Origin of the sequence: Humitalea sp. 24SJ18S-53 (genome assembly GCF_050632385.1) — a bacterium.
Taxonomy (GTDB): domain Bacteria; phylum Pseudomonadota; class Alphaproteobacteria; order Acetobacterales; family Acetobacteraceae; genus Humitalea.
In genome coordinates this window covers 3851200-3873827 of sequence record NZ_CP192599.1, presented here as the reverse complement: position 1 = coordinate 3873827, position 22628 = coordinate 3851200, and the positions used below count along the sequence as shown (strand labels likewise).

At 70.6% G+C, this 22628-nt stretch carries 25 protein-coding genes; 7 read left to right on the top strand and 18 right to left on the bottom strand.

What is annotated here, in order from left to right; all coding sequences use genetic code 11:
- Positions 1-52: 52 nt before the first annotated feature.
- Complete coding sequence (gene purD / locus ACQW02_RS18455) at positions 53-1348, bottom strand: phosphoribosylamine--glycine ligase (protein WP_431281374.1); 1296 nt, start codon at positions 1346-1348, stop codon at positions 53-55.
- Between purD and ACQW02_RS18450 the strand changes: the two genes are divergently transcribed.
- From ACQW02_RS18450 to ACQW02_RS18435, 4 genes are read left to right on the top strand one after another with little or no spacing between them, the layout of a single operon-like run.
- Complete coding sequence (locus ACQW02_RS18450; protein ID WP_431281373.1) at positions 1310-2086, top strand: DedA family protein; 777 nt, start codon at positions 1310-1312, stop codon at positions 2084-2086. The two genes, purD and ACQW02_RS18450, sit on opposite strands and share 39 nt — an antisense overlap.
- Before the next feature lie 10 nt (positions 2087-2096).
- Complete coding sequence (gene xseA / locus ACQW02_RS18445) at positions 2097-3539, top strand: exodeoxyribonuclease VII large subunit (protein ID WP_431281372.1); 1443 nt, start codon at positions 2097-2099, stop codon at positions 3537-3539.
- A complete protein-coding gene (locus ACQW02_RS18440) occupies positions 3539-4342 on the top strand; it encodes a M23 family metallopeptidase (RefSeq protein ID WP_431281371.1) in 804 nt (267 codons plus the stop codon). The genes xseA and ACQW02_RS18440 overlap by 1 nt, the downstream gene beginning before the upstream one ends.
- Before the next feature lie 42 nt (positions 4343-4384).
- Positions 4385-4609, top strand: coding sequence for a hypothetical protein (locus ACQW02_RS18435; RefSeq protein ID WP_431281370.1), 225 nt, complete (start codon positions 4385-4387; stop codon positions 4607-4609).
- Here ACQW02_RS18435 and ACQW02_RS18430 read toward each other — a convergent pair.
- From ACQW02_RS18430 to ACQW02_RS18385, 10 genes are all read right to left on the bottom strand, one after another.
- Positions 4576-5286 carry an ATP-binding cassette domain-containing protein gene (locus tag ACQW02_RS18430; RefSeq protein ID WP_431281369.1) on the bottom strand — a complete coding sequence of 237 codons (711 nt, stop codon included), beginning with the start codon at positions 5284-5286 and terminating at the stop codon, positions 4576-4578. The two genes, ACQW02_RS18435 and ACQW02_RS18430, sit on opposite strands and share 34 nt — an antisense overlap.
- Positions 5286-6575, bottom strand: coding sequence for an ABC transporter permease DevC (gene devC / locus ACQW02_RS18425; protein ID WP_431281368.1), 1290 nt, complete (start codon positions 6573-6575; stop codon positions 5286-5288). Before devC ends, ACQW02_RS18430 begins: the two co-directional genes overlap by 1 nt.
- Complete coding sequence (locus ACQW02_RS18420) at positions 6572-7606, bottom strand: efflux RND transporter periplasmic adaptor subunit (RefSeq protein ID WP_431281367.1); 1035 nt, start codon at positions 7604-7606, stop codon at positions 6572-6574. The genes devC and ACQW02_RS18420 overlap by 4 nt, the downstream gene beginning before the upstream one ends.
- On the bottom strand, positions 7603-7788 hold the full coding sequence (locus tag ACQW02_RS18415) for a hypothetical protein (protein ID WP_431281366.1): 186 nt from the start codon (positions 7786-7788) through the stop codon (positions 7603-7605). Before ACQW02_RS18415 ends, ACQW02_RS18420 begins: the two co-directional genes overlap by 4 nt.
- A complete protein-coding gene (locus tag ACQW02_RS18410) occupies positions 7785-8366 on the bottom strand; it encodes a TetR/AcrR family transcriptional regulator (protein ID WP_431281365.1) in 582 nt (193 codons plus the stop codon). Before ACQW02_RS18410 ends, ACQW02_RS18415 begins: the two co-directional genes overlap by 4 nt.
- 62 nt (positions 8367-8428) lie before the next feature.
- Positions 8429-9418 (bottom strand): tetraacyldisaccharide 4'-kinase, encoded by a 990-nt coding sequence (lpxK, locus tag ACQW02_RS18405; protein WP_431281364.1) that lies wholly within the window; start codon positions 9416-9418, stop codon positions 8429-8431.
- 46 nt (positions 9419-9464) lie between these two features.
- Positions 9465-10781: a 3-deoxy-D-manno-octulosonic acid transferase gene (locus tag ACQW02_RS18400; protein WP_431281363.1), complete on the bottom strand. Its 1317-nt coding sequence runs from the start codon at positions 10779-10781 to the stop codon at positions 9465-9467.
- A complete protein-coding gene (locus ACQW02_RS18395; RefSeq protein WP_431281362.1) occupies positions 10778-11464 on the bottom strand; it encodes a lysophospholipid acyltransferase family protein in 687 nt (228 codons plus the stop codon). Before ACQW02_RS18395 ends, ACQW02_RS18400 begins: the two co-directional genes overlap by 4 nt.
- 62 nt (positions 11465-11526) lie before the next feature.
- On the bottom strand, positions 11527-12552 hold the full coding sequence (locus ACQW02_RS18390) for a glycosyltransferase family 4 protein (RefSeq protein ID WP_431281361.1): 1026 nt from the start codon (positions 12550-12552) through the stop codon (positions 11527-11529).
- Positions 12539-13333, bottom strand: coding sequence for a UDP-2,3-diacylglucosamine diphosphatase (locus ACQW02_RS18385; RefSeq protein WP_431281360.1), 795 nt, complete (start codon positions 13331-13333; stop codon positions 12539-12541). Before ACQW02_RS18385 ends, ACQW02_RS18390 begins: the two co-directional genes overlap by 14 nt.
- 124 nt (positions 13334-13457) lie before the next feature.
- On the opposite strand from ACQW02_RS18385, the gene ACQW02_RS18380 reads away from it, so the two are divergent.
- Together ACQW02_RS18380 and ACQW02_RS18375 are read left to right on the top strand one after the other, a co-directional pair.
- Positions 13458-14378, top strand: coding sequence for a diacylglycerol/lipid kinase family protein (locus tag ACQW02_RS18380; protein WP_431281359.1), 921 nt, complete (start codon positions 13458-13460; stop codon positions 14376-14378).
- A gap of 42 nt (positions 14379-14420) precedes the next feature.
- A complete protein-coding gene (locus ACQW02_RS18375) occupies positions 14421-15410 on the top strand; it encodes a Bug family tripartite tricarboxylate transporter substrate binding protein (RefSeq protein ID WP_431281358.1) in 990 nt (329 codons plus the stop codon).
- 67 nt (positions 15411-15477) lie between these two features.
- Here the strand turns inward: ACQW02_RS18375 and ACQW02_RS18370 are convergent, their stop codons facing one another.
- The 6 genes from ACQW02_RS18370 to ACQW02_RS18345 form a co-directional block, all read right to left on the bottom strand.
- Complete coding sequence (locus ACQW02_RS18370; RefSeq protein WP_431281357.1) at positions 15478-16467, bottom strand: Tim44 domain-containing protein; 990 nt, start codon at positions 16465-16467, stop codon at positions 15478-15480.
- Between the two features lie 83 nt (positions 16468-16550).
- On the bottom strand, positions 16551-17462 hold the full coding sequence (locus ACQW02_RS18365) for an EamA family transporter (RefSeq protein WP_431281356.1): 912 nt from the start codon (positions 17460-17462) through the stop codon (positions 16551-16553).
- Complete coding sequence (locus ACQW02_RS18360; protein ID WP_431281355.1) at positions 17459-18601, bottom strand: mandelate racemase/muconate lactonizing enzyme family protein; 1143 nt, start codon at positions 18599-18601, stop codon at positions 17459-17461. The genes ACQW02_RS18365 and ACQW02_RS18360 overlap by 4 nt, the downstream gene beginning before the upstream one ends.
- The gene (locus ACQW02_RS18355) at positions 18598-19557 is read right to left on the bottom strand and encodes a Bug family tripartite tricarboxylate transporter substrate binding protein (RefSeq protein WP_431281354.1); all 960 of its coding nucleotides are present in this window, start codon (positions 19555-19557) and stop codon (positions 18598-18600) included. Before ACQW02_RS18355 ends, ACQW02_RS18360 begins: the two co-directional genes overlap by 4 nt.
- Positions 19554-20966 (bottom strand): amidohydrolase family protein, encoded by a 1413-nt coding sequence (locus ACQW02_RS18350; protein ID WP_431281353.1) that lies wholly within the window; start codon positions 20964-20966, stop codon positions 19554-19556. The genes ACQW02_RS18355 and ACQW02_RS18350 overlap by 4 nt, the downstream gene beginning before the upstream one ends.
- Positions 20967-20975: 9 nt before the next feature.
- Positions 20976-21215 carry a hypothetical protein gene (locus tag ACQW02_RS18345; RefSeq protein ID WP_431281352.1) on the bottom strand — a complete coding sequence of 80 codons (240 nt, stop codon included), beginning with the start codon at positions 21213-21215 and terminating at the stop codon, positions 20976-20978.
- A 50-nt stretch (positions 21216-21265) separates the two neighbouring features.
- Here ACQW02_RS18345 and ACQW02_RS18340 point away from each other — a divergent pair, with 50 nt between their 5' ends.
- Entirely contained in the window at positions 21266-21727 is a 462-nt protein-coding gene (locus tag ACQW02_RS18340) for a DUF6790 family protein (protein ID WP_431281351.1), read from the top strand.
- A 13-nt stretch (positions 21728-21740) separates the two neighbouring features.
- Here ACQW02_RS18340 and ACQW02_RS18335 read toward each other — a convergent pair whose 3' ends face one another.
- Complete coding sequence (locus ACQW02_RS18335) at positions 21741-22613, bottom strand: HpcH/HpaI aldolase/citrate lyase family protein (protein ID WP_431281350.1); 873 nt, start codon at positions 22611-22613, stop codon at positions 21741-21743.
- Positions 22614-22628: the final 15 nt, after the last annotated feature.

The following is a 22628-nucleotide window of genomic DNA, read 5'->3' as shown; positions in this document are numbered from 1 at the left end:
GTTGTGCTTTGAAATGGGGCGAAGCCCTCTCCATGGCGCCACTCCCCATGTTTCACTCACCCGTTGCAGCCGTCGGCGGCATCACAGCGCGCGCGGCGATATCGCCGCGGCAAAACCCCTCTGGCCAATCCACGGCCGCGACGGCCGCATAGGCCGTATCCCGCGCATGACGCAGGTCGGTCCCGGTTGCGGCCAGACCGAGCACGCGCCCGCCCTCGGCGATCACGGCGCCATCCGCACGCAGGGCCGTGCCCGCGTGGAACACTTTTGCCCGCGGGATGGCGTCGGCGGCCTCCAGACCGCGGATCACCGTGCCGCGCCGGGGGGTGCCGGGGTAGCCCTCGGCCGCCATGACCACGACGACCGCGGACTCGTCGCGCCAGACGACGGGCACCTCGTGCAGACGGGTTTCGCAGGCCGCGACCAGCAACGGCAGCAGATCCGATTCCAGCCGCAGCATCAGCACCTGGCATTCCGGGTCGCCGAAGCGGACGTTGAATTCCAGCAGGCGCGGCCCCGTCGGCGTCAGCATCAGCCCGGCGAAGAGCACCCCGCGAAACGGCGCCCCGCGGGCGGCCATGTCGGCCAGGACGGGGGTGATGCAACGGGCCATCACCTCCGCCTGCATCGCGGCCGTAAAGATCGGCGGCGGGCCATAGGCACCCATGCCGCCGGTGTTCGGGCCGGTGTCGCCGTCGCCCACGCGCTTATGGTCCTGGGCCGCGCCGAAGGGCACGGCGGTCACCCCGTCGCAGAGCGCGAAGAAGGAGATTTCGGGGCCGGTCATGCATTCCTCGATGATGACCTCGGCCCCGGCCGCGCCATGGATGCGGTCGTCCATGATCTCGGCGATGGCGGCCTCGGCCTCCTCCACCGAACTCGCGACCACGACACCCTTGCCGGCGGCCAGGCCATCGGCCTTGACCACGATGGGCGCGCCGGTGGTGCGGACGTAGGCGCGGGCCAGGGCGCTGTCGGAAAACCGTGCCCAGGCCGCCGTGGGCGCGCCGGCGGCGTCGGCGACCTGTTTCATGAAGCTCTTGCTGCCCTCAAGCTGGGCGGCGGCGGCGGAGGGGCCGAAGCAGCGCAACCCGGCGGCGGCGCAGGCATCGGCCAGGCCAATGGTCAGCGGCGCCTCCGGCCCCGCCACGACCAGGTCGATCCGCTGTTCAACGGCGAAGGCGACCAGGGCCGGGATGTCGGTCGCCCCGATCGGCACGCAACGCGCCACTTCGGCGATCCCGGCATTGCCCGGCGCGCACCACAGCGCGGTCAACAGGGGGCTTTGCGCCAGTTTCCAGCACAGCGCGTGTTCCCGCCCACCGCCGCCCACGACCAGAACCCGCATGCGAAAAAATCCTCTCTTCGACGCCTCGCCATGGCCGTGCCGCAATCGCAGGGCTATAGGCTGCCGCATGACAATCTGGACATGTTCATGTTCGACCCGCTGATCGCGATGTTCGAGGGCTGGCTGCGCGCTGGCGATGCCTGGGCGCCCTTTGCCGTCTTTGCCGTCACCTTCCTGGAATCCTTCCCCGGCGTCAGCATCCTGGTGCCGGCGACGGCGATGTTGCTGGGGATCGGCGCGCTGGTCGGCAGCGGCGTGCTGGAACCCGGGCCGGTGCTGATCGCGGCCATCGGCGGCGCCATCGTGGGGGATGCCATCGGCTTCTGGCTGTGCCGGGCCTTTGGCAAGCGCCTGGTGCAAAAATGGCTGCCGCGGTCGCAACGGCGCAACTATGCCCGGGCGCTGCTGCTGTTCCGCCGCTGGGGCTGGGCGGCGATTTTCTTCGGCCGGTTCCTGGGGCCGATGCGGGCGGTGGCCCCGGCCGTGGCCGGCGTGGTCCGGATGCCGGAGGGCGTGTTCCAATCGGCCAATATCGCCTCGGCCATCGTCTGGGCGCCGGTGATGCTGCTGCCGGGCTGGACGGCCGCCGTCGGGGCGGATGCCGCGGCGAAATCGCAGAACGGCGTTTTCTGGGCGGTGCTGGTGGCGGTGTTCGTCCTGGGCAATTGGTTCCTGGTGCGGGAGATGATGCGTCGGCGCCTGGCGGCCCGCATGGCGGCGGCGGTCGGGGAAGGCTAGCTTGCCGGGGATGGACAAACCCGCCCCCAGCAACATTCCCGAATACACCGTCGGCGAGTTGTCCGGCGCCGTGAAGCGCACGATCGAGGGCGCTTTCGGCCGCGTCCGCGTGCGGGGCGAGGTGACCGAGGCCAAGGCCTATGGCCCCACCCGGTTCTATTTCTCGATGAAGGACCCGGAGGGTGGCGGCAAGATCCGCTGCGTCATGTGGTCCTGGTCGCCGGGCCGTTCGGGCATCAAGCCGGAAAATGGGACCGAGGTGATCGCCTCGGGCAAGCTGACCACCTATCCGGACCAGTCGAACTACCAATTGACCGTGGACCGGCTGGATTACGCCGGCGAGGGCGCGCTGCTGGCCGCCATCGAGAAACTGCGGGCGAAACTACTGGCCGAAGGGCTGTTCGACACCGAACGCAAGCGGCCCCTGCCTCGACTGCCCGCGGTGATCGGGGTGATCAGCAGCGAACGCGGCGCGGTGATCCAGGACATCATCACCACCATCCAGCGGCGGTTCCCCCGCAAGATTCTGCTGTGGCCGGTGCCGGTGCAGGGCGAAGGCGCCGCCGCCCGCATCGCCGCCGCGATCGAGGGCTTCAACCGGATGCGCCCCGCGCCCGATGTGATCATCGTGGCCCGTGGCGGTGGCAGCCTGGAAGACCTGATGGCCTTCAACGACGAGGCGGTGGTGCGCGCGGCCGCGGCCAGCCACATTCCGCTGATCAGCGCCGTGGGGCATGAGACGGATACGACGCTGATCGATTTCGCCTCCGACCGCCGGGCGCCGACGCCGACCGCGGCGGCCGAAATGGCGGTGCCGGCGCGGTTGGATCTGTTGGCGGCACTGCGCCAGACCGAGGCGCGGTTGCAGGCCGCCGGCACGGCGCGGGTGGAACGGGCCAGGACCCGGCTGGACCGCGCGGCGAATGCGCTGCCCGATTTGCCGGGGCGGGTGCAGGCGGCGCGCCAGCGGCTGGACGATTTGTCGGCACGCCTGGCACGGGCGCCAGCCACGGGGATTGCCAGCAAGCGCGCCGCCCTGGCCGCCATCGCGCCACGCCTGCCGCACCCGCGCGAGGGTATTTTTGCCCGTCGCGCGGCGATTGCCATGCAACAGCAGCGCCAGGGGGCGGCGATGCGCCGCTTGCTGGACCAGCGCCGGGCGCGCCTGGACCGCATCGCCAACCCGGCCCCGCGAATCGCGGGGGCGCTGCGGGAGGCGACGGCGCGGCTGCATGGGTTGGCGGCACGGCTGGCCGCGGCCTCCTACACCGCCGTGCTGGCGCGGGGGTTCGCGCTGGTGCGCGATTCCGCGGGTGCGCCCATCGCCAGCGCCGCCGCCGTGCAGCCGGGCGCGGCGCTGACCCTGGTGTTCGCCGATGGCGAGGCCGGGGTGGTCGCCGCCCAGAAACGCGCCCGGGCGAAAACGCCGCCGCCGCAGGCGAGCCTGTTGTGATGCGGCGACGCGCCGCGCTGGCCGCGCCGCTGCTGCTGCTGGCACGGCCGGCGGGGGCGCTGGACCTGCCGGCAGCACGGCTGACCCAGGGCGGGTTTGTCGTGGCGCGCGTGCCGGTGGGCAGCCGCGCGGCCCTGGACGGGCGGGCGCTGCGCGTGTCGCCGGCGGGCGATGTCGCCTTCGGCTTTGGGCGCGATGCCGCGGCCCAGGCGGTGCTGGTCGTGACCAATCCGCGCGGGCAGGCCGAAACCACCCGCCTGGCCATCGCGCGCCGGACCTGGGACGTGCAGTCGATCCAGGGCCTGCCACCCGCGCAGGTGACGCCCAATGCCGCCGACCTGGCCCGCATCGCCGCCGAGCGGGAGCAGTTGGGCGCCGCCCGCGCGGCCGATACCGGCGACACGGGCTTCACGGCCGGGATGGCCTGGCCGGCGCAGGGGCGGATCAGCGGCGTCTATGGCAGCCAGCGCATCCTGAACGGCCAGCCGCGCCAGCCGCATTTTGGGCTCGACGTCGCGGCGCCGATCGGCACGCCCGTGCTGGCGGCCATGCCGGGGCGGGTGTCGCTGGCGGGGGAGTTCATCTTCTTCGGCCGCCTGCTGGTGCTGGACCATGGGCATGGGATCAACACGCTCTATGCGCATCTGTCGGCGCAGGATGTGGCGCTGGGGGATGTGGTGGCGAAGGGGCAGCGGATCGGCGCCATCGGCATGACCGGGCGCGTGACCGGGCCGCATCTGCATTTCTCGCTGTCGTGGTTTCAGCTTTTCCTCGACCCGAGGCCACCGCTGCCGCCCGCCTGAGGCGTTTACGCGATGTTCATCTTCGTCTCGTAAACCATGACCATGTCGCACATACAGCCCCTCGTCCCGCCCGATGCAGTGCTGACCAGCGCAGCGCCCATCCCCGCCATCGCCCTGTTTTCCGATGATGCGGAGGCAGGCCGTGGCATCGCCCAGGCCGGCGCGCGTTTGCTGCGCAACGCGGCGCCCGGGGTGGTGCTTTTGGTGAATGAGGAGGGCTTGGCGCAGCGCCTCTACGACGCCGGGGCGCTGCTGGTCTTCGGTTGATCCGCGGGCACGATCCGCCCGTCCTCCATCGACACGATGCGGTCCGCGACATCCAGGATGCGCGGGTCATGCGTCACCAGCAGGATCGGCGCGCCGCGCGATTTGGCCAGGTCGCGGAGCAAATGCACGACCTCCTGCCCGCTTTGCTTGTCCAGCGCGGCTGTCGGTTCATCGGCCAGCACCAACCCGGGCTGACCCACCAGCGCGCGCGCGACGGCGACACGTTGGCGCTGCCCGCCCGATAGCTTGTCGGGCCATTTTTCGGTGTGATCGGAAAGACCCACAGCGGCCAGCATGTCGCCGGCGCGGCGCAGGCGTTCGGCTTCGGTCGTGCCAGGATCCAGTTCCAGCGCCATCGCGACATTTTGCCGCGCGGTCAAAAACCCCAACAAATTGTGCTGCTGGAAGATGAAGCCGATGCGGCTGCGAAGCGCCGTGCGCGCGGATTCCGATGCCCCCGCCAGATCCAGGCCCAGCACCGATGCCGTGCCTTGCTGCATCGCGCGCAAGGCGCCGACCAGGGTCAGCAAGGTGGTCTTGCCGCTGCCCGAAGGGCCGGTCAGCAGCACGATTTCACCAGGCTCGATCCGCAGCGACACCGACCGCAGCACCGGCCGCGCCAAATCGCCGGTGCCGTAGGCATAAGTCACATCCCGCATCACGACCGGGGCCGGCATCAGAACATATCCGCCGGATTGGCCGCCCGCAGTTTCCGCATCGCGAGCAGGCCCGCCAACCCGCACATCGTGAAAATCATGATGAACACGGCGATCCCGCGATCCATCGTCATGCCCAGCGGCAAAAACGTCGCGGCACCGATCGAATCATACATCACCGCCGAGACCACCGCCCCGGGCAGAAACCCGAACCCCGCCAGGATCAGCGCCGCCGACATCACCACGCGGGCGAGGAAGAAGTTGGAATAGCCGATGGCCTTCAATGTCGCGTACTCGCGCAGGTGGTTGGCGATGTCGCTGAACAGGATCTGGTAGACGATCACCATCCCCACGATCAGGCCCATCAGGCTGCCGAAGGCGAAGATGAAGCCGATGGGCGTCGCCGTTTCCCAATAGTTGCGTTCATGCGCGACCAGTTCGGCATGGGTCAGGACGTTCACATCGGGCGGCAGCAGCCGCCGCAGCCGCGCCTGCACGGCGGCGGGATCGGCGCCGGGGGCCAGGCGCAGCGCGACCAGATCGGTATTGGTCGGCCTGCGTTCGCTGACGATCCGGCGGAAATTCACCTCGTTGGAGACGGCATTGCCATCGGCGCCGAAGGACGGGCCGATGGTGACCATGCCGACGACATCGACATTGCGATTGCCGATCTGCACGCGCAGGGCGGAGCCCGCCGGAAGTGCGGCGACCAGATCGCCGATCGGGCCGAATTCGGGGCGCGACAGCCCGTCGAAGGCCACCGTGTCCGGCCGCTTCAGCGCATCCACCAGCGGCGCCAGCCCATCGAACTGGATCGCGCCCGATTCCGGGTCGAAGCCGATCATCTGCACCGCGCGCCGGCTGCCATCGACCGGGTTCCGGAAGGTCGCCTGGGCCAGGTAGATCGGCACCGCCTGCGCGACCTCGGGGTCGGCCAAGGTCTGGTAGGCGCGGACTCGCGGGATGGGTTCGGGGCGGAAACTGGCGGTGGTCAGCGGATGGATCAGGAAAAGCTCGGCCTTCATGTTGGCCAGCAGGGCGGTCGCGCTGTCGAACAGGGCCGCGCGAAACCCCAACTGCATGAACACCAGCACGCAGGCGAACATCACCCCGGCGATGGCCGAGGCCAGGCGCGATTTTTCCGCCCGCAACTGCCGCCAGGCCAGGCGCAGCGGCAGCCAGAGGAAACCGATCCCCGGCAGCGGGCGGCGCGGCGGCGGCGGCGCGGGCGATGCCATGCTGTCCGGCCCAGCGCGTTCGGGCGCCCAGGGCAGCAAGCCCACCGGGGGGGTACGCAAAATTTCGTTCATGGCCGGATCGCCACCTGGACCTGCATGTTGGTGCGCCGGCGCAGCGCCGCGACGCCGGCCTCGTCCAGGGCCAGCCGCACCTCGACCGTGCGCGCATCGACGGCGGCGACGGGGTCGGTGCCCGATTGGGTGGTGCGGCGGACGCTCCAGCCGATCTCGCGCACCGTCGCGCCGAAGCGGCGGGATTCGCCGGGAACGACGATCTCGGCCGCTTGCCCGATGGACAGGCGCGGCAGGTCGGTTTCGTAGACATCGGCCACCACATCCAGGTGATCCAGGTCAGCCAGGTCCAGCAAGCCGTCGGTGCTGCCGACCTGGTCGCCCGGGCGGGCGTAGATGCGCAGCACGGTGCCGGCGATGGGCGCGGTGACGCGGGCCAGGGCGGCATCGGCGCGGGCCTTGTCCAGGGCGGCGCTGGCGGCGGCCAGTTCAGCCTCGGCGACGGTCAGGTCCTCGGGGCGCGGGGCCAGCAGGCGCTGCAACTGGGCCTCGGCCTCGGCCCGTTCGGCGGCGGTGCGGTCGGCGATGAAGCGGCTGCGGTCGGCGGCGGCGACCCCGCCGGCGCCGGAGGGCACCAGGGATTGCGCGCGCACGGCGTCGCGCCGGGCACTTTCCTCGGCGGCGTGCAGCGCGTCCACGCGGGCGCGGGCGGCGATGATGTCCTCCGGCCGGCCGGCGGCGCGGATACGGTCCAGCATGGCGCGGGACTGGGCCAGGGCGGCCTCGGCCTGGGCCACCGCCGCGTCCTTCTGCGCGGCATCGGCGAAGACGGCGACCAGTTGCCCCGCCGCGACCCGGTCGCCCTCGGCCACCAGCAGCGCGTCCAGGCGGGTGACGGCCATGCCGCCGGGTTGGTTCAGCTTGCGGATGCGGGATTGCGGTTCGATCCGGCCCAGCGCCCCGACGCCGCTGGGAGCGGCCGGGGCGGCGGCGGCCGGCGGCGCCGCGGCTTCGGGTTGCGTGAAATGCCAGGCGGCGCCGCCGGCCAGGGCGACCAGCAGCACGCCCAGGGCCATCGCGCGCCGGGTCATGGCGCCACATCCTGGGCGCGGAGCAAGGCCTCTTCCTCCACGGCGAACCGGATCATCGCGTCCTCGTAGCCCAGGCGGAACCCCGCCATGTCGCCGCGGCTGCGCAGGTCGGAGACGAGGTCGCAGGCGCCACCCACCAGCAGCGACAACACCCCGACCAGGAACATCGCGGCCCCGCTCATGACGCCAGAAGCCCCGTCAGGGTTTCACGCAGGGCCGCGCGTTCGGAATCGGTGATGCTCCAGGTGCCAAAGATATGCGCCATGAACAGCCCATCGCCGGCGGCCATGATGGCCAGCCCCGGGCCCGGTGGCGTACCATCGGCCAGCAGCGCCGCCTTCTGGGCCTGGAACACGGCCCGGATGGGGTCGAGAAGCGCCGGGTCATGATGGTGTGCCGCCAGGAACACGGCGCTGGCGCGGTCGTAGCGTTCCTCGGTCAGGCAGACCGGATTGTCGTTCAGGAACCAGGCCAGGCAGGCGCGGGCGACGCGATGCGGGCCGGGCGGCTCGGCCTCGATACCCGCCTGGATTTCGAGTGAGACGAACTGCGCCAGGCGCTGCATCAGCCCGATCAGCAAGGCCTGCTTGGACGCGAAGTGATAGAGCAGCCCGCCCTTGGACACGCCGGCATCGCGGGCGGCGGCTTCCAGGGTCAGCGCGGGGACGCCGCGGGCCTGCACGATCGCCTCGGCCGCATCCAGGATTCGGGTGCGGGCGTCGAGCGATTCGGGCGCGCGCGCGGGGGGCGGATGATCCATTCCGCTTGAACTATACCGGCTGGACGGTAAGTCAACCGTCCAGCCGGTATAGTGCCATCATATCAGGCGGGAACGGCGACCCGTCCGGCCAAGGGGTCCAGCAGGCTTTCGATCGCGGCCGGTTCTTCCCATTCCAGGCTGACGGTCACCACCGTCACCCGGCTGCGATAGGCGGGGGGGATGCGGACCACATCCTTGCGCGTGGTGACCGGCACGGCGCGCAGGCTTTCCGCCTCGGCCAGCAGGTCCTTCATGTCGCCGTCGTCGAAGGGGTAGTGGTCGGCGAAGGCGGTGCGCCCGGCGATCACGGCACCCGCTTCCTGCAAGGTCGCGAAGAACTTGCGCGGATTGGCGATGCCGCAGAAGGCGAAGACCGGCGTGCCGGCCAGCAGCAACGCCTCCGGCCCCGGCGCCAGGCGGGCGCGCAGCACCGGCAGTTGCGGCGGCAGGGCGGCCAGGGCGTTGGTTTCGTCATCGCCGATCAGCACGGCGGCGTGGCAGCGCGCGGCGGCGGCGGCGGGGGATTCGCGCAAGGGGCCGGATGGGATCACCCGGCCATTGCCGAAGCCGAAGCTGCCATCGATCACCAGGAAGGACAGGTCCTTGTGCAGGGTCGGGTTCTGCAACCCATCGTCCATCACCAGCGCCTGGGCGCCGGCGGCGATGGCGGCGCGGGCGCCCTCGGCGCGGTCGGCGGCCAGGAAGGTGGGGCGTTCGCTGGCGAGCAGCAGTGCCTCATCCCCCACGTCGCGGCTGTCGTGCCGGGCTGGGTCGACGCGCATCGGCCCCTTTTCGCGGCCACCATAGCCACGGGTCAGGAAGCTGGCGGCGATGCTGCGATTGGCCAGGCGGCGGCCGATATCCAGCGCCAGGGTGGTCTTGCCGGCACCGCCGGCGGTGGCATTGCCGGCGCAGATCACCGGGATGCCGCAATTCCAACCCGGGCGCGCCATGCGCCGCGCGGTCACCTGCGCATAAAGCGCCGAGAAGGGGGAGAGCAGCAGCGGCGCCAAGCCACCACCGCCCCCGGACCAGAAATCGGGGGCCCGCATCGGTTCCTGTCTGTCCCTCTCAACTCGGTTGAAGCCGGCGAAAAACCTAACCGGGCGCGACGCTTGCGCCCGGCTCCGCGTCGGCCACCCCCGCCGCTTCGGCCGGGGGTAGCCAGGGCAGGATCACGGCGGCCAGACGATCCGGCAGTGCCTCCGACCCATCGGGTCGGCCCATCGCCGCCATCGCGGCCGCGACCATATCGCCCGCCTTGCGTGCATTGGTTAGCACGGCCGCCACCTCCGCGGCCAGCGCCGCCGCATCGGGCACCTGGATGGCCCCCCCGGCTTGCAGCAGGAGGGCCGCCGCTTCCGAAAAATTGCCCATGTGCGGGCCGAAGATGACCGGGCAGCCCAGGCGCGCGGCCTCGAGCGGGTTGTGCCCGCCGAGCGGGACCAGGCTGCCGCCGATGAACGCGGCCCCGGCCAGGCGGAACCACAGCCCGAGTTCGCCCAGGGTGTCGGCGACCCAGACGGGATCGGCCGGGCCGGGGGTGGCGCCCAGGCTGCGGCGGGGGGCAGCCCCGGCGAGGGCCGCGACCTCGGCCCCCCGATCCGGGTGGCGCGGCACCAGGATGGTCAGCACGCCCGCCGGCCGGGCGGCCAGGATCGCCGCTTCCTCTCCGGGGTGGGTGCTGGCGGCGACGAAGACGGGGCGCCCGGCCAGGATGGTCCGCAGCCGGGCCAGTTCGGCCGGATCGGCGGGCAGGGGGGCGGCCGCGGCCTTGAGGTTGCCCCAGGATTGCACCTCGGCCGCGCCGATCTGGCGCAGGCGGTCGGCATCGGCGTGGGTCTGCGCCGCGACCAGGCGGAAGGCGCCCAGCACCCGCGCCGCAAAGCCGGGCAGCCGCGCCCAGGTGGCGGTGGCCTTCTTCGATAGCCGGGCATTCACCAGCCCCAGCGGGATATTGCGCGCCGTGGCGGCGGCGATCAGGTTCGGCCACAACTCGCTTTCGACGAAGATGCCCGCGTCGGGCCGCCACGTGTCGAGGAAGCGCGCCACCCAGGCCGGCACGTCCAGCGGCACGAAGCGATGCCGGGTGCGGGCGGCCAGCGCCGGCGGCAGGCGTTCGGCCAGCAGCGCCGCCGAGGTGACGGTGCCCGTGGTCACCAGGAAATGCAGGTCGGGCGCGCGGCGGGCCAGGGCCGTCAGCAGCGGCAGCAGCGACTGGCTTTCGCCGACGCTGGCGGCATGCAGCCAGACCAGCCGCCCGGGCGGGCGGTCGGCGCCATGGCCCTGGCGTTCCGGCAGGCGGGCGGCGATTTCCTTGCCGCGCCGGACGCGGCGGGCCAGGAACAAGGGAAGCAACGGGGACGCGACCCGCGTCGCGATGCGCCAGGCCATGGCCGGCAGGGCACCGGTCACGGGCGCAGCACCCAGGCGTCGGCGGCGTCGCAGGCCGCGGTCAGCGCGGCCTCGATCACCGGCAGCATCGTGGCGGCCGCGTCGCGCGCGACCGGGATGGGCGCGCCGCAGACCACCACGCCGCGGCCAAACGGCAGCGGCAGCATCATGCGGTCCCAGGATGGCAGGATGATCCGCCGCGTGGTCGCGGCCGCACAGGGCAGCACCGGCACGCCCGACAGCGCGGCCAGTTGCGCGACCCCGCCCGCCGCGACCCGGCGCGGCCCGCGCGGGCCATCGGGGGTGATGACCACGGCATGGCCCCCGGCCAGCACGCGCAACATCTCCCGCAGCCCCGTGGTGCCGCCGCGATTGGTCGAGGCATGGACCATCACCAGCCCGAAGCGGCCGACGATGGCGCCGATGAAGCGCCCGTCGCGGGACCGGGAGACAAGCACCCGCGCCGGCCAGGACACGCCTTCCGGCAGGCGCGCCGTCGCCGCCTGCCACATGCGCGGCATCAGCGGCAGGCGTTCGTGCCAGAAGGCGGCGATGACCGGGCGCTGCTGTTCGGGAAAAGCCGCCGCATGTTCGGCGCCGACCAGCGACCAGCGCGTGGTGCGGTAGACCAGGGCCAGATACGCGCCGAGCAACCGTGCCCCGACCGCCAATACGGAAGGGTGGCGGATGATACGTTTCAGCATGGGCGATGGAATGTCACAAAGCCGCGCCTAGCACGGCCACCGCCCCGGCGGCGAGGGTGGCCCTATCGCATGGGAACCAGCGCCGCGCGGAACCTCTCGGCGCAGGCGGCCCAGGAGAAGGCCTCGGCATGAGTCCGGCACAGGCCGCGGTCGGCATCCAGCGCGCGCAGGCAGGCGGCGCGCAGATCCTCGTCCAGCGCACCGACGGGGGCATCGCCGATCACGTCCAGCGGCCCGGTGACGGGATAGGCCGCGACCGGCGTGCCGGCGGCCAGGGCCTCCAGCAGCACCAGGCCAAACGTGTCGGTGCGGCTGGGGAAGACGAAGACATCGGCATGGGCGTAGGAGGCGGCGAGCACGCCATTGTCGCGGTAGCCGGTGAAGACGGCGTTGGGGAATTGCCGTTCCAGCGCCGGGCGCTGCGGCCCGTCGCCGACGACGACCTTGGTGCCCGGCAGGTCCAGCGCCAGGAAGGCGGCGATGTTCTTTTCCACCGCGATTCGCCCGGCATAGAGGAAGATCGGCCGGGGCAGGTCGCCGTGCGGGTCCTTGCCGCCAGGCTTGAAGCGCGCCAGGTCCACGCCGCGCGACCAGGCGACCAGGTTCTTGAAGCCATGGCCCTCCAGCGTCTTGGCCAGTGAGCGGGTGGCCACGAAAACGCCCTGCCCCGCCCCGTGGAAGCGCCGCATGACCGCCCAGGACCAGGCGCGCGGAATGCCGGTGCGGGCGTGCAGGTAGTCGGGGAACATGGTGTGGAAGGATGTGGTGAAGCGCAGGCCCCGGGCGCGGCAGATCGCGCGGGCGGCCCAGCCGAGCGGCCCTTCGGTCGCGACATGCACGGCGTCGGGGGCGAAGGCGTCCATCAATTGCGCCAGCCGGCGCTTGGGCGCGATGGCCAGGCGGATTTCCGCGTAGCCCGGCATGGCGATGGAGCGGAAGCGGTCGGGGCCGATCACCTCCACCGTATCGCCGCCGGCAAGCAATTCACCGACCACGGTTTCCATGGTGCGGACCACGCCATTGACCTGCGGGCGCCAGGCGTCGGAGACGACCAGGATGCGCTGCGGCACGCCGTCAAGGCGCCGCATGGGCGGGCACCTGCCAGAAGGACAACCGGTTCTCCTGCGCCCAGTCGATCAGTTCGAAACGGCCGTCGGCGTGTTCGACCAGGGCGGTGCAGGATTCCACCCAGTCGCCGTCGTTCATATACATCAGCCCACCGACCTCCCGCATCTCGGCGTGGTGGATGTGGCCGCAGATGACGCCGTCCAGGCCCCGGCGCTTGGCTTCGTTGGCCAGCGCGCCCTCGAACCGGTCGATCGCCTTGACCGCGCCCTTCACCTGGCGCTTCAGCCATTGCGACAGCGACCAATAGGGGTAGCCCAGCCGCCGCCGCGCCAGGTTGAACCAGCGATTGGTCCAGAGCGCCCAGTCGTAAGCCCAGTCGCCCAGCAGGGCGAGGAACTTGGCGTAGCGGATCACCCCGTCGAACTGGTCGCCATGGATGACGAGGTAGCGGCGCCCGTCGGCGGCGATGTGCACCGCCTCATCCTGCAATTTCACGCCGGAAAACTCATGGCCGAGCCAGGCGCGAAACACCTCGTCATGGTTGCCGGGGATGTAGCGCACATCGGTGCCGTGGCGGGCCATGCGCAGGACGAGGCGGATGACCTCGTCATGATGCGCGTCCCAGTACCAGGATTTCTTCAGCCGCCAGCCGTCGACGATATCGCCGACGAGGTAGAGGTTCTCGCATTCCACCTGCTTCAGGAAACCAGCCAGGAAATCCGCGCGGCAGCCGCGCGTGCCGAGGTGGACGTCGGAGATGAACAGGCTGCGGTAGCGGCGCTTGGTGTCGGTCGGGTGCATGTCGCTCCGCCTGTCCCGGGTTCTGCACGGCGCCCGATTCGGGGGCGCATTGCCGTCGGCGGCGCAGTAACCCGATGTGAAGAAGTTCTGCGTGAAGCCTGTGTGAAAGCAGTCTTTTCCTTTCGTGTCACAGCGAAGTCGCCGATCCGTCATTGTCGCGTCATGCGCGCGGCGCTATCGCCCCGGCCAGATGCTGATCGTCTTCAACCCGGCCGCGGGCGCGCGCCGCCGCCGCCGGCTTGACGATGCGCTGACCGCGCTGGCGGCCAGCGGCGTCGCCGCGCGGGTGATCGAGACCACGGCCCCCGGCGATGCGCGCCGCATCGCGGCCGGGGCCGATGCGGCGGTGGTCGTGGCGGCCGGCGGCGATGGCACGATCGCCGAGGTCGCTGCCGGCATCGCGGGCACCGGCCGCACCCTGGGCATCCTGCCGCTGGGCACGGCCAATGTGCTGGCACAGGAATTGGGCATTCCGCTGCGCAACGCGGCCGGCGTCCTGGCCGCGGGGCGGCGCGTGGCGCTGTGGCCCGGCATCGCCCGCCTGGCTGACGGGCAGGAACGGCTGTTCGTGCAGATGCTGGGCGCCGGCTTCGATGCCGCCGTGGTGGCCGGGCTGGACCTGCGGCTGAAGGCGCGGATCGGGCGGGCGGCCTATGTCTGGCAATCCCTGCGCGAACTGGCGGGCTACGGCTTTCCGCCCATGACCGTGACCCTGGATGGGGTGGCGGTGGAGGTGACCAGCGCCATCGTCACCAAGGGGCGGCTCTATGCCGGGCGCTACCTGCTGGCGCCCGAGGCGCGGCCGGACCTGCCGGGGTTCTGGGTCGCGCTGTTCCACAAGGCGGGGCCGGTCGCGGCGGCGGGCTGCGGGGTGGCGCTGCCGCTGGGGCTGTTGCGGCGGATGCCAGGGGTGGAATTGCGGCGCGCCTCGGTGGTGGATTTTGCCGGGGCGGGCGTGCCGGTGCAGGCGGATGGCGATCCGGTGGGGGTTGTGCCGGTCGCGGTGCGTGATGCGGGCGCGCCGATCGCGGTACTGGTGCCGTAGGGAACGGGATTTGCTACGGGGGGTGGGCGATAGGAGTTCCCGATGACCATCACCCGCCGCGCCCTTGGCGCAAATGTCCTGGGCGCCACTGCCCTGACCATCCTCGCCGCGCCAGCCTTGCAGGCGCAGACGGCCTGGCCGCGCCGCCCGGTGCGCGTGCTGGTCGGGTTTGCCCCGGGCGGATTTTCCGACCTGGTTGCCCGCGCCCTGAGCGAACAACTGACGACCGCCCTCGGCCAGCCCTTCGTGGTCGAGAACCGGTCCGGTGCCTCCGGCACCCTGGCGACCGATTTCGTGGCCAAGGCGCCGGCCGATGGCAATATCCTGCTGTTCGGCCATTCCACGCCGAATGCGGTCGCTGCCGCACTGTTCAGCAACCTGCCCTATGACCCGCTGCGCGACATGACACCGATCGCCCAGGTGGCGGTGCATCCGCATCTGCTGGTGGTGCCGGCGGGGTCGCCCTATGCCACCACGGCGGCGCTGATTGCGGCGGCGCGGGCCGCGCCGGGGACGATCCCCTTCGCGTCATCGGGCGTCGGGTCGGTGCATCATATCGCCTGTTCCATGCTGGCGAAGAATGCGGGCGTCGAGTTCCTGCATGTGCCCTATCGCGGCAGCGCGCCGGCCATGGCCGACCTGATCGCCGGGCGCGTCGCCTTCACCATCGATGGGGTCAGCGCCGTGGCGCCGCAGATCGCCGATGGGAAATTGAAGCCCCTGGCGGCCGGCACGCTGGCGCGGATCGCCCGCTTCCCCGACCTGACGACCTTGCAGGAACAGGGTTATGGCGAGATCGACGCGATGAGCTGGGTCGGGCTGTTCGGCCCCCCCGGCCTGCCGCCGGAGATTGTCGCGGCGTCGATCCGCGGCGTGGACCAGGCGATGCAGTCGCCGGCGATGCTGCGGCTGCTGGCGGATGGCGGGTCCATCGCCGCCAACCGGCGTGGCGACGAGTTCCGCGCCTTCATCGCGCTGGAGATCGAGCGCTACAAGGCCGTCCTCGGCGACGGCAAGATCACGCTGGACTGACCCCAAAAACAAAACCGCCGGGACAGGCAGTGCCCGTCCCGGCGGCAATGGGTGCCCGGAAAACCGGTCAGCCGGCCTGTTGGATCGCCGACAGGCGCCACGCCCCGCCACCCTGGCGGACAAAGGTCCAGAGTTCGGTCGATGTCTGGCGACGGGCGGGATCGCCCTCCACCACCGCGCCATCGGCCAGCCGCGTGGTCACGTCGATCATCGAGAACTTCATCGCGACGGTCGCGTAGTCTTCATTGCCTTCCCGCCATGCTTCGGACAGGTCGCCCTGGTCCAGGCTCACGTCGCGGGTTTCATTGTGCCAGCCGCGGGCGGCCAGGTCCTTCAGGTCATTGGCGAAGTAGGTGACCATCTCCGGCGTCGCGATGCGCTTCAGGGCCGCGACGTCGCCACGGCTCCAGGCGGCGTTCATCTCGACCAGCATCTGCTGGAAGGCCGCGAAATCGGCCGGTCCGATGCTGACCGGCGTGGTCGCCGGCATGCCGCCGCCACCCATGCCGCCTTGGGGCATCGGGCGCCCGCCATCCATCGTGCGCGCCATCCCGCCCATGCCGGCGCCCATGCCCGCCATCGCGGGCTGCGGCGCGCGGCGGCGGATCATGCGGACGACCAGGTAGACCAGGCCGGCGATCAGCCCGATCTGCAACAGGAAGCCCAGCATCCCGGCCAGGCCCGCAATCCCGCCCATGAAGCCCTGGCCGGTCAGCATGCCGAACAGACCAGCGCCGAGCAGGCCGCCGGCGATGCCGCCCATCAGCCCCATGCCGAAGCCGCCGGCCCGCGCCGGGGTGGCGGCGCCCGCGGCACCCGCGCCTGCCACCGGGGCGGCCGGACGTAACGGCTGCGTCATGGTCCGGTCCATGGGGCGCGCCTGCGACGGCGCCGTGCTGGTCGTGGGCGGCGCGGAATAGGTGCGGCTGCCGCGGCTGCCGCCGGACGACCCACCGCCCGGCCTGGCGTCGGCGATCGCGGGGGCCAGCACCAGCGCGAAGGCCGCGCAGGCGGCCAGGAGGCGGGCCTGGTTGGTAAGGCGGCGGCGGGACGTCATCTGCATCTCCAAGGCGAATCTTGCTTCGAGGTAATATAGCGCACATCTGACGGATTGCGACCCCGAAATGCGGCGTTCATGACTCACCGGCCCATCAGCACCAGCAGCACGCCCGCGACCACCGTCAACGCGCCGACCACATCCGACCGCTTCGTGGTTTCCCGCAGGTAGAAGCGGCCGAAGAGCAGGGAGAAGATGATCTCGATCTGGCCGACTGCGCGGACCAGCGCGATCGGCGCCAGGGCGAAGCCGGTGAACCAGCAGGCGGATCCAAAGGCCGATAGCGTGCCGACCTTGGCGCTGATGCGCCAGGATGAAAGGACCATCACGACCTGCCCCGGTTCGCGCCACAGCAGCCAACTGCCCTGCATCACCGTCTGCATCACATTGGCGACGACCAGCACCACCAGCGCGCGCAGCACGGGGTCGGCATGGTCCAGTTCCAGGTTCGCGGCCTTGATCGCGATGGAACACAGGGCAAACCCGGTCCCCGCCGTCAGCCCGAACAGCGCCGCCGGCTGCCGGGCCGCCCGCAGCAGCCCCATGGGCGTCATGTCCCCCCCGGCGAGCGACAGGTAGAGCACCCCCGCGATACTGACCGCGACCCCCAGCCAGGACAGCACCGACAGGTATTCGCCCAGCAGGATCATGGCGAGGAAGGCGGCCTGGATCGCCTCGGTCTTGGAATAGGCCGTGCCGACCGCGAACCCGCGCGGCCCAAAAGACATGATCAGCAGGTTGGTGCCCAGGATCTGCAACAGCCCGCCGACCGCGCACATCAGCAGGAACATGCCGCCATCGATTGCCGGCAGCGACTGGCCGGTCACCAGCGTATAGGTCGTCAGCAAGGCGACCCCCACCGGCACGCCATAGAGATAGCGTGTGACGGCCGCCGCATTGACCGACAGCATGCCGCGCAGCCGCTGCTGCAAGGCGGTGCGCCAGCACTGGAACAGCGCCGCCGTCAGCGTCGCGCCCAACCAGAGAGGGATCATCCGAGCCGCGGATCCAGCCAGGGCCTTGGCATCGGCACCCAGGGGTTTTGGCCCGCCCAGGCTTCGTCGAGGCCGACGCCCACGCCCGGTTCCATCGGCAGGTGCGCGGACCCGGCGTCGAAGGCCAGGGCATGCCCGGGGGCCAGGGTGAAGAAGGCCTCCGATTCCCCGAACTGCACCTCCAGCGGCAGCAGGTTCGGGATGGTGGCGCAGAGGTGCAGCGAATGCGCGTGGCACAGCGGCCCGGTCGGGTTGTGCGGCGCGATCTCGACCCCCTGGGTCAGGGCCAGGGCGGCGATGCGGCGGATCTCCTCATGCCCACCCGCGTGCTTGATATCGGGCATCAGCACATCATGGCAGCCGGCGGCGATGATGGCGGCATAGGCCGCGAGGCCGCAGAGCGACTCCGCCCCGGCCAGCCGCATCCCCCGGTCATTGGCCATGTGGCGCAACCGGCGGGTGGCGGCGTGGTTGGCCTCGGCGACCGGGCATTCCAGCCAGAACAGGTTTTGCGGCGCGACGTCCCGAACCAGGGCGGCCGCCCCCCCGGGGCTGAAGCGCCAGTGGCAATCGACCATCAGCGCCACGTCCGGGCCGATGGCGTCGCGCACGGCGGCGATGCGGGACAGGCCCTCCGCATAGGCGGCGCGGTCGGGGTCTTCCCAGACCAGGGGATCGAAGGGGGCGAGTTTCACGCCGCCGAAGCCGGCCGCCTTTGCGCGCAGGGCGGCGGCGGCAAAGCCATCCGGCGTGCGCTGCGCGACGCCGCGGTTGATATTGGCATAGAGCGGGATTTTTTCGCGCAACCGGCCGCCCAGCAGGGCGTGGATCGGCTGGCCCATGGCCTGGCCGGCTAGGTCCCACAGCGCCTGCTCAAACGCCGAACGCACGGTATGCGCCAGCAGCCCGCCCGGCGCATGGGGCAGCAGCCGGCACAGGCGATTGCGGGCATCCACCGGTTCGCCGACGACATTGGCGGCCAGCCGGGCGGCCTCGGCCGCCATGCCGGCCTCCTGCCCGCCCAGGGTGCATTCACCCCAGCCGATGCGGCCGTCGCTGTCCTGAACGCGCAAAAAAGACCAGTTGGTTTTGGGGGTGATGTTGACGCCGACGAATGCGATGGCGGCGATGCGTGTCATTCGGCGCGAATGCCGGCGCGGTCCACGACATCCTTCCACTTCGCCACATCGGCCGCGATCCGGGCAGCAAAGGCGGCGGGGGTGGAGACGACCAGCTCGCCGCCCAGCAGCCGCACGCGGTCGATCACCTCGGGGATGGCGGCGACGCGCAGGGCGGCGTCATAGACCCGCTCCACGATCCAGCCGGGCGTGCCGGGGGGCGCCAGGAGACCGTTCCAGGCCAGGGTCTCGAAACCCGGAAAGCCGCTTTCGGCCAGGGTCGGCACCTCGGGCAATTCGGCCCAGCGGGTCAGGCTGGTGACGCCCAGCGCCAGCATGTCGCCGCGGCGGATGAAGGGCATCACATTCGTCAGGTTGGCGATGGCGATGGGCGTGTCGCCGCTGATGAGGCCCTGCGCCAGCGCTGGCGTGCCGCGATAGGGCACGTGGATGGCGTTGAAGCCGGCAGCCAGGCGGAACAATTCCATCGACAGATGCGCCGAGGAACCAACCCCGCCCGAGCCATAGGCATAGCCATCCGAACGCGACTTCAGCATGGCCACAAGCTGGGTCACGTCACTCGCGGGCAGCACGCGGCGGTTCACCACCAGCACGTTCGGCCCGGCGACCAATTGGGTGATCGGTTCGAACCCCGTCACCAGGTCATAGGGCAGGTCGCGGTAGATGGCGGCGTTGATGCCATTGGACCCGGCATTTCCGATCAGCAGGGTGTAGCCATCGGGCGGGCTGCGCCAGGCGGCCTCCACCCCGATGCGGCCGCCGGCGCCACCGCGATTGTCCACCAGCAGCGGTTGGCCGAGCAGGGGTTCGAGGTGGGTGGCGAAAAGCCGCGCCGTGGTGTCATTGCCGCTGCCGGGGGCATCGGGGGCGATCAGGCGGATCGGGCGGTTCGGCCAGTTGGTCTGCGCCAGGGCGGGGGTGGCGAGTGCCGCCCCCAAAAGCGTGCGACGCTTCATCGGCGGATTTTTCCCCAGCCCGGGTCCTCGACCGCCATGGCGGCCAGGCCACTGCGTTCCAGCATGGCCGCGGCTTCGCGTTCGGCGGCCGCGATGATCGCGTCATGGTCCAGGTGCGGCGCCTCGCCGCCCTTCAGCAGCACGCGCCCGCCGACCACCACATCCATCACGTCATGGCCGTTGGCGAAGAGGACGACGCGGGCGACGGGCATATTGGCCGGCGCCATATGCGCGCCGGTCAGGTCGACGGTGATGACATCGGCCAGCTTGCCGGCCTCCAGGCTGCCGATCTCGTGCGACAGGCCGAGGCCGTTTGCCGCATCCACCGTGACCATTTCCAGCAGCTTGCCCGGCGGCAGCAGCGTCTCGTCGGCGAAGCGCTTCTGGTGGTGGCGCATGCAGACGAACATGTGGCGGAACATGTCGCCCGAACGGTCGGGGGCCGTCGCGTCGCTGCCGATCATGACGGTGACGCCGGCCTCCATCAATTCGATGGCGGGGCAGGTGCCGCGCACGGCGGCGATGGCCGATGGGTTGTGCACGACCGAGGTGCCGGTGCGGACGAAGGTTTCGATATCGGCTTCGGTCAGGTCGGTGCAATGGCTGAACCAGACGTCGGGGCCGCAGAGGCCGAACATGGAATCCGCCATGGCGACCGATCCCTTGCGGTGGCCATCCTGGTGGAACAGCGCGCCGTGTTTTTTCCCCAGGTCGCGCAGCACGCGCCCCTGCCGTTCGATCAGCGCGACCTCGGCCGCGTCATGCACGTCTTTTCGGTAGACCGGCATCAGGGTGGCGATGCGGATGCCATCCTTGCCGTGCCATGCCTCCAGGACAGCGGCGATGGTATCGGCCTGCTGTTCGAAGGACACGGGGCGTTCCACCCCATCCACCCCGACATAGGGGCGCGGAAAGGGTGGGCGGGTCGCGCCCATCGCCACGATCGATCGTGTGCCGATCTCGGCCACCGCCTCGCAATGCGCATTGGCAAAGGCGGGGTCGTCGCTGCGCATCACGCTGTCGCCGCCACCGAGGAGGGAGACGCCGGTGGTGACGCCGAAGCGCAGGCGTTCCATCGCCGCCAGCGCCGCTTCCGCGCGCCAGAACGATGGTGGCGAGTAGAGCGTGTAGATCTGCCGGCAGGCTTCCGACCAGGCGGCGCTGTCGCCATTGCCGATGGTCTTCACCAGCCCGTGGCCGGCATGGGCGTGGCCGTCGATCAGCCCCGGCAGGATGGCCTTGCCGGTGGCATCCAGCACGGGCAGGTCGGGGTGGGCGGCTGCCACCTCGGCCGCGGTGCCGACCATGGCGATGCGGTCGCCCAGGATGGCGACCGCGCCATCGGGGATGACCCGTCGCGCCGCATCCATGGTGATGACGGTGCCGCCGGAGATGACCATGCCGTTCATGCGCGCTTCCTATGATCCGATCTCATCGAACACGCAGGCGCGCGACTTGTCACCCCGGCCAGGGCGGCAGACAGCGGCCCCCCAGGCCAGGCGGGTGATCCCGGCATCCTCGGGAAACATGCCGACGCCAACGTCGCGGCTCATTATCCCGACGTTGAAACGTTCGTTCGGATCGTTAGAGTGAAGCAGCGTGCGCTGCGCAGGAAGATTGAGACAGGCCGCATCGGGCAAGTGGGAACAGGGCAGCATCAATGATTCCAAGGGCCATTGCATTCGTATTGAGCAATCTCCCAACGATCTTGTTCGTCTCCACCTTCCTCTTGACCGCACTCACGAAAAGCCCGGCCCATTTTCCCACCCGCCTTCTGGGATGGCTGCTTCTTTCGGCCGGCATCGCGTACGCATGGGCGGGCTTTTTTCACATCGTCTTCCCGCATATCGCGGCTGCGAGCATTGGTTGGCAGGTCAGCCCGTTCCAGTTCGAAATCGGCGTGGCGGACGCGTCGATCGGTATCGTCGCGATCGTTTCCTTCTGGCGTGGCCTGGATTTCAAAGGGCCGGTTGTCGGCTACCTCAGTCTTTTTTCGATCGGCGTCGCCTACGGGCATGTCCGCGAGGCGATTTATGCGGGCAACACCGCGAAAGATAATTTCGGGTTATTGCTGGTCATCACACTGATCCATGCCGTGCTCTTGCCGATTCTATACGTGTTGGCACGCAAGAACGGGTGTCATCCGGCGGGAAACGGCAAGGATAGGTGATGGCCGTCCCCGTTCAGGGCGATCCCAGCCGCGCCGCCAGCGCCAGGACCCGCCGCGCGCGGTCCACGATCGGGTAGTCCACGAACCGGCCCTCGACCTGGATCGAGGCCAGGCCCTGCGCCTCGGCATCGGCGAAAGCCGTGGAGACTTTCTGCGACCAGGCGATCTCGGCCTCCGTCGGGGAATAGGCGGCATTGGCGACCGGGACCTGGTCGGGGTGGATGCACATGCGGCCCTGGAAGCCGAGGCCTGCCCCGCGCGCGCAGGAGGCAGCGAAGCCCTCCGCATCGCGCAACGCGGCCCAGACGGTGTCGATCGGGGCGTCGAGCCCGGCGGCGCGGCTTGCCAGGACCATTTCCGACCGCACGGGGGCGAGTTCGGCCTCATCCCGCGTCCAGGTGATGCCCAGGTCCAGCGTGTAGTCGGCGGCCCCAAACGCCATGCGCCGCATCCGCGCGACGCCGGCGGCGGCCAGGCCCCGCACGGCCGCATGGCCACGCGCGGTCTCGATGATCGGGATCAGGTCGATGCCGCCCACCGGCAGGCCGCGTTCGCGTTCCAGCGCGCCCATCATCCAGTCCACGGCGATGAGCTGGGCGGTATCCTCCAGTTTCGGCAGCACGATGCCGTCCAGCTTCGCGCCGACCACGGCGGCGATGTCGCCGTAGCAGAACGGCGTGTCGAAGGCATTGACCCGGACATAGGCGCGGGCGGTGCGCGGCAGCGCCAGGGCCTGGTTCACCGCATCGCGGGCGGCGATCTTGGCGGAGAGCGCGACCGCGTCCTCCAGATCCAGGATGGCGGCATCGGCGCCGAGGCTCAGGGCCTTTTCCGCACGGCGCGCATGGTCGCCCGGGGCGAAGAGGAAGGTGCGGCACGCGGTCACGGGCGTTCTCCGGGG

What these genes read in the sequence shown, in the direction of transcription:
- ACQW02_RS18360 (WP_431281355.1), bottom strand. Translation starts at nt 18,601, where the DNA reads ATGACACGCATCGCCGCCATCGCATTCGTCGGCGTCAACATCACCCCC.
- ACQW02_RS18375 (WP_431281358.1), top strand. Translation starts at nt 14,421, where the DNA reads ATGACCATCACCCGCCGCGCCCTTGGCGCAAATGTCCTGGGCGCCACT.
- ACQW02_RS18440 (WP_431281371.1), top strand. Translation starts at nt 3,539, where the DNA reads ATGCGGCGACGCGCCGCGCTGGCCGCGCCGCTGCTGCTGCTGGCACGG.
- ACQW02_RS18410 (WP_431281365.1), bottom strand. Translation starts at nt 8,366, where the DNA reads ATGGATCATCCGCCCCCCGCGCGCGCGCCCGAATCGCTCGACGCCCGC.
- ACQW02_RS18345 (WP_431281352.1), bottom strand. Translation starts at nt 21,215, where the DNA reads ATGCTGCCCTGTTCCCACTTGCCCGATGCGGCCTGTCTCAATCTTCCT.
- devC (WP_431281368.1), bottom strand. Translation starts at nt 6,575, where the DNA reads ATGAACGAAATTTTGCGTACCCCCCCGGTGGGCTTGCTGCCCTGGGCG.
- xseA (WP_431281372.1), top strand. Translation starts at nt 2,097, where the DNA reads ATGGACAAACCCGCCCCCAGCAACATTCCCGAATACACCGTCGGCGAG.
- ACQW02_RS18365 (WP_431281356.1), bottom strand. Translation starts at nt 17,462, where the DNA reads ATGATCCCTCTCTGGTTGGGCGCGACGCTGACGGCGGCGCTGTTCCAG.
- ACQW02_RS18385 (WP_431281360.1), bottom strand. Translation starts at nt 13,333, where the DNA reads ATGCACCCGACCGACACCAAGCGCCGCTACCGCAGCCTGTTCATCTCC.
- ACQW02_RS18350 (WP_431281353.1), bottom strand. Translation starts at nt 20,966, where the DNA reads ATGAACGGCATGGTCATCTCCGGCGGCACCGTCATCACCATGGATGCG.
- ACQW02_RS18415 (WP_431281366.1), bottom strand. Translation starts at nt 7,788, where the DNA reads ATGAGCGGGGCCGCGATGTTCCTGGTCGGGGTGTTGTCGCTGCTGGTG.
- ACQW02_RS18420 (WP_431281367.1), bottom strand. Translation starts at nt 7,606, where the DNA reads ATGACCCGGCGCGCGATGGCCCTGGGCGTGCTGCTGGTCGCCCTGGCC.
- ACQW02_RS18395 (WP_431281362.1), bottom strand. Translation starts at nt 11,464, where the DNA reads ATGCTGAAACGTATCATCCGCCACCCTTCCGTATTGGCGGTCGGGGCA.
- ACQW02_RS18430 (WP_431281369.1), bottom strand. Translation starts at nt 5,286, where the DNA reads ATGCCGGCCCCGGTCGTGATGCGGGATGTGACTTATGCCTACGGCACC.
- lpxK (WP_431281364.1), bottom strand. Translation starts at nt 9,418, where the DNA reads ATGCGGGCCCCCGATTTCTGGTCCGGGGGCGGTGGTGGCTTGGCGCCG.
- ACQW02_RS18355 (WP_431281354.1), bottom strand. Translation starts at nt 19,557, where the DNA reads ATGAAGCGTCGCACGCTTTTGGGGGCGGCACTCGCCACCCCCGCCCTG.
- ACQW02_RS18370 (WP_431281357.1), bottom strand. Translation starts at nt 16,467, where the DNA reads ATGACGTCCCGCCGCCGCCTTACCAACCAGGCCCGCCTCCTGGCCGCC.
- ACQW02_RS18390 (WP_431281361.1), bottom strand. Translation starts at nt 12,552, where the DNA reads ATGCGGCGCCTTGACGGCGTGCCGCAGCGCATCCTGGTCGTCTCCGAC.
- purD (WP_431281374.1), bottom strand. Translation starts at nt 1,348, where the DNA reads ATGCGGGTTCTGGTCGTGGGCGGCGGTGGGCGGGAACACGCGCTGTGC.
- ACQW02_RS18435 (WP_431281370.1), top strand. Translation starts at nt 4,385, where the DNA reads ATGTCGCACATACAGCCCCTCGTCCCGCCCGATGCAGTGCTGACCAGC.